Source organism: Roseisolibacter sp. H3M3-2 (assembly GCF_029211165.1).
In the GTDB taxonomy this organism is placed as follows: domain Bacteria; phylum Gemmatimonadota; class Gemmatimonadetes; order Gemmatimonadales; family Gemmatimonadaceae; genus Roseisolibacter.
Genome location: NZ_JARGEK010000346.1, coordinates 1 through 5,100, shown reverse-complemented (window position 1 = coordinate 5,100; position 5,100 = coordinate 1). Strand labels below are relative to the sequence as shown.

The following is a 5,100-nucleotide window of genomic DNA, read 5'->3' as shown; positions in this document are numbered from 1 at the left end:
GGGGAAGGACCGCGAGGTGGCGCGCCTGGCCGCCGACCCGCTCGCCCCCGTGCTGGCCGGGCGGCGGTCGAGCACCGCGCGCCGCGCGGCGAAGGGCGACGCGCTGGACGCGCTGCTCGACGCGCTGGGGCGCGGCGGGCTGCGCGACGACGACACGAGCGAGGACTGACGCGATGCGGCTCGACGCCACGACCCTGATGACCTCCCTCCCGCTCCACGTCGCGCGCTCGTCGCCCGACGTGGTGGTGGTCGACGAGCGCGCGCGCGCGGCCACCGCGGCGGCGGCCGCGCCGGCGCTCGACGCCATCCCGCCGGAGCTGCGCGACTGGCTGGTGCGCCTGCGGCTGCTCGACGGCGTGCCGTTCGCGTACCTGGTCGCCGACACCGCGCTGCTGCCGGAGGAGTCGATCCGCTGGTTCTACATGGACCGGCGGTGGACCGACGCGCTGGTGCAGGGCGCGCTGAGCGTCGGCACGGTCAACTCCGACGACCGCACGCAGCTCACCGCCGAGTACCCGGCGATCCGCGAGGCGCTCGACCGCGCGGAGCGCAACCGCCGCCGCCGCGCCGCCACCACGCTCGACGGCCCCGCGGGACCGGTGAGCGGCTTCATCCTCCGCTCGCGCGCGGTGAGCGGGTGGCCGGCGCTGCACGTGCGCGCCTTCCACCGCGACCCCGACGAGGGGGACGAGGGGATCTACGAGGAGGGGCATCCCGACCGCATGCGCCTGCTGCGGCTGGAGCGCCTCGCGCCGGCGGTGCTGCTCGCGCTGTTCGACGGCGTCCCCGCGGTGGTGCACGTCGAGGAGCCGCGCCAGGGCGTGCAGTTCGGCTTCGACCAGAAGGTCGTGGACGGCGAGGTGCGCCCGACGCTCCGCCCGCGCAGCGCGACGACGTTCGAGTACCTGTCGGGCGCGCCGATCGACGTGCCGTTCCGCGCCGGCGCCTCGGGGGTGGTCGACATCCAGCAGCTGGAGCGCCGCCTCAAGGCGCGCCCCGGCACCGGCGCCGGCGACGGGTTGGACAGCGCCGAGTACGCGCTGCAGCTCGTGCGCTTCCCGTACCGGCAGGTGTTCGGCGACGTCACGCGCCCGCCGGTGCCGATCGTGTTCCGCCCCACCGTGTCGTACCGGACGATGATGGAGCTCTTCACCGTGGCGGTGCAGCCGTGAGCGACCCCACCCTCGACGCCGCGCGCCTCGCCGCGGCGATCGCCGACCGGCGCTGGACGATCCTCGCGCGCACCGGCGTCGACCTGCAGTCGGTCGCCACCTGGGACCGCGGGCTCGACCGCCGCACGCGCATCCTCGTCCCGGTCGACGTGCAGGCGTTCGTCGTGCCCAAGGGCGGCGGCGAGCCGACGGTCGCCGTCACCGGCACGCCGCCCGGCGAGGGGTTCGCCGGCGACCCGCCCCCGTTCGCGCCCGGCGCCGTGCGCGCGGCCGGCGTGCACCTGCACTGGGCGATGCCCGACGCGCTGCTGCGCGGCCGCGAGCGGAAGCCCGCGCCCGGCAGCGACGCGTCGCCCGAGCTGGAGCTGCCGGCGCTCCCCGACCGCTGGGTGGTGATCCGCGCGTCCCTCCCCGACGGCGCCGCGCGCGCGACGCTGCGCGGCTGGGTGATCGACGCGCGCACGCAGAGCGTCACGCCGATGGCGACGTTCGCCGGCACCCCCGACGCGCCGCCGGCGGGCGCGGTGACGCTCGACCCGCTCGACGGGCAGAGCGGCGGGTCGCTGCTCTGGTCCGCGTCGTACGCCGCGAGCGCGGGACGCTTCGGCTTCCACGACCCGCTCGACGACCTCGCCGCCGCGCCGTCGCACGCCAACGCCGCCGTCTACGTCGTCGGCGGGTGGTGGAGCGACGTCGCGCGCGACCCGCTCGCCGGCGCGCTCGGCACGAAGGGGCTCGACGCGCGCCTCGACGAGCTGGGGTGGCACGTCGAGCACGACGTCGAGGACACCGCGCAGCAGCCCGCCGAGGACTGGCGCGTGGCGCGGCTCCGCCAGGGCGTCGGCCTCACGTCGCCGGCGGTCGAGCCGACGGTCAGCGTCACCACCGCCGAGGGGCGCCCGGTCGCGCACTCGCTCGGCGCGGTCGCGTTCCAGGGCGCGGTGCCCGTCTCGAAGGCCGAGAAGATCCTCGTCGGCCCGTCGCTCCCGCGCTACGCCGCGCTGCTGCACGGCGCGGTGCTCGGCGTGCCGGTGGGCGGCGCGCTCCCGGCCGGCGCCGACGACCGACCGGCGTCGGCGTCGATGGCGGTCGCGGTGGGGCTCGACGTCGACGACGTGATCGCCGCCTTCGGCCCCGAGGCGCTCGGCATCGGCGCCGCGCACCGCGCCGACGCGGAGCGGCTGGCGGCCGCGTTCACGAGCGACCTGATCGAGCGGCTCGGCGATCCGGACGGACTCGCCGACCTCGCGGAGCGCGAGCACGGCGACGGCTTCGGCTCCTACCCCGGCACGCCGCTCCCCGGCGCGCGCCCCGACCGGCTGCGCGCCGAGGACTCGGCGGCGGTCGGGCCGACGACCGTGGGCCGCAAGGGGCGCGGCGCGCTCGCCGACGAGGTGCAGGCGCGCCTGTCCACCGAGCTGCGGTGGAAGACGACGCTCGACTTGGTGGAGAGGAAGGGGGCGCGCTCGCGCGCCGAGCAGGATCGCGCGCGCGCGCTCGGCGACGCGAAGGACGCGATCGCGCGCGGACGCGCGGGGCGCCCGCAGGCGCGCGAGGTGGTGCGCCCGGCGCCGCGCTTCTTCCACCCGCTGCCGCCGATGCTCGCCGTGCGCGGCGCGCGCCCCAACCACCGCCACCACGGCGACGGGCTGTACGAGGGGGGCGTGCTGCGCTGCCGCTACCCGCGCCAGGTCGTCCCCGGGTGGCCCGGCGTCGTGCGCGGGCAGGACGTGGTGCCGACGCTCGGCTCGGGCGCGGTGCCGCCGGAGATGCTGGGCGTGGTGCGCGAGGCGGTCGTGCTCAACCCGTACGCGTACCGCTGGCTCGCCGCGGCGGGCGAGGCGACGACGGGCGGGAAGCGCGGCACGTACGAGACGCGCCTCGCCGGCGAGATGGTGCGCCTCTTCGGCACCGAGGGGAGGTACGACGGCAGCAGCCACCTGAAGACGGTCACCGCCCGCGAGGCGCGCGCGGCCGCCGCCGACCCGTGGAGCGCGGTGCGCCCGCGCGAGGACGTGATCGACCGCGCGGTGGTCGCCGAGCTGTCGAAGCACGCGCTCCTCCCCGGGATGCCGCCGAGCCCCGTCGCCATCACGGCGTGGCGGCAGCCGTGGGTCCCGCTCTGGCTGGAGTGGCGCGTGACGCTGGAGGGGAGCGACGCGCTCGACGGGTGGACGCTCGACGGGCTGGACTTCGAGCGCGCGCCCGGCGCGCCGGCGCCGACGATCACGCGCACCGTGCAGGGGCGCAGCCCGACGGGGCAGGGGCTGTCGCGCGCGCTGCACGCCAGCATCACCGAGTGGCTGACGCACGAGATCCAGCGCGACGCGCAGCGCGCCGGCGTGCTGGGCGACGCCGACCAGGCGGTGCTCGACGATCTCGCGAGGCTGCTGGCGCCGCTCGACCTCGTGTCGGCGTCGCTCGACGGGGTGCGCGAGGCGCTGCTCGGCATCGCCGACGACGGCGCCGAGCGCCCGCGCGCGACCGGGGCCGCGGTCCCGCTGTTCGGCGGCACGCTGCGCCTCGACGCGCTGCGGCTGGTCGACGCGTTCGGCCGCACCGCCGACGTGCCGACGGCGACCGCGCGCACGACCACGACGCTGGAGGTCCCCGCGCGTCCCGCCGCGATCACGCTGCGCCCGCGCTTCCAGCACCACGCGCGCTGGCTGTGGCGGCTGGTCGACCCCGCGCACCCGCAGGACGCCGACCCCGCGCTGGCCCCCGACGCGTTCGTCGACCAGCTGGAGCCGCGGCTGGCGGTGAACCCGGTCGCCGGCTTCCTGCTCCCCGACCACGTCGACGAGGCGCTGGAGTGCTTCGACGTCGACGGGACGCCGCTCGGGCAGCTGGCGCACGACGCGGTGAGCGGCGCGGTGACCTGGGAGCCCGCGCCCGGACGCCCGCTGCCCCCCGACGCGGGGCCGCTGGCGGGGCTCGGCGCGCACGCGGCGATCGTCGGGCAGCTCGCCGCCGGCGTGGTGCTGGCCGACGAGTCGGCGCGCGGCGCCGCCGGCGGCGTCGGCGCGGAGGCCGACAGCGCGCTGGCCGCGATGCTGCGCGCGATCGACACGACGCTCTGGTCGGTCGACACCTTCACGGCGCTCGGCTCGCCGAGCGTGGCCGGGCTGGTCGGCCGCCCGATCGCCGTGGTGCGCGCGACGCTGACGCTGGAGGTCCCCGACGACCTCGCCGACGTCGACGTGGCGGCGCCGGCGACCGCCGACGCGCGGCGCGCCGAGTTCGCGGCGGTGCGCGAGCGGCGCTTCCCGGTGCAGCTCGGGACGCTCACCCGCTCCGACGACGCGCTGCTCGGCTTCTTCGTCGACGACGACTACGCGCGGCTGCACCTCGTGGACAAGGTCGTCGCCGCGACCGCGCGCGAGGGCGGGCGGCACCGCGGCCAGCTCGGGATGCTCGGGCAGACGGCCGTCCCCGACGTCGCGCCGCTCGACCACCCGTACGTGCTGGGCGACGACGTGCTGCTCGTGCGCCCCGGGCAGACGGTGCGCCTCACGCTGCTGATGCTCCCCGCGGGGAAGGCGCACCTCACCTCGGGGGTGCTGCCGCGCAAGGCGCTGGCGCTGCAGCACGACTGGGTGGCGCGCGGGCTCGCCGCGCTGGTGCCGAGCGTGCGCGTCGGGCCGGTGCTGGTGGACCCCGCCGAGATCCGGCTGCCGCTGGTCGCGTCGCTCGGGGAGAAGCAGACCTTCACGCGGCGCACCGGGCCGCTGACGTGGCGCGACGACCCGATCGTCGCGGCGACGCAGGCGGCGCTCCTCCCGCGCCTGCCGCACGAGGCGCAGGAGGGGTGGATCCGCGTGCTGCCGCAGACCCCGACGCCCGGAGGCGCCGCATGAGCCCCGCCCCGCAGCCGGGCGCCGGCGCCGCGGTGCGCGCCGCCGCCAAGGCGCAGCGCCGCGGGCGCGCG

At 78.1% G+C, this 5,100-nt stretch carries 2 protein-coding genes; both read left to right on the top strand.

Annotation, left to right across the window (positions count from 1 at the left end; genetic code table 11):
- Positions 1-197: 197 nt before the first annotated feature.
- A complete protein-coding gene (locus PYV61_RS20665; RefSeq protein WP_275835176.1) occupies positions 198-1,172 on the top strand; it encodes a hypothetical protein in 975 nt (324 codons plus the stop codon).
- On the top strand, positions 1,169-5,029 hold the full coding sequence (locus PYV61_RS20660) for a hypothetical protein (RefSeq protein ID WP_275835174.1): 3,861 nt from the start codon (positions 1,169-1,171) through the stop codon (positions 5,027-5,029). The genes PYV61_RS20665 and PYV61_RS20660 overlap by 4 nt, the downstream gene beginning before the upstream one ends.
- The last annotated feature ends 71 nt before the right edge of the window (positions 5,030-5,100 follow it).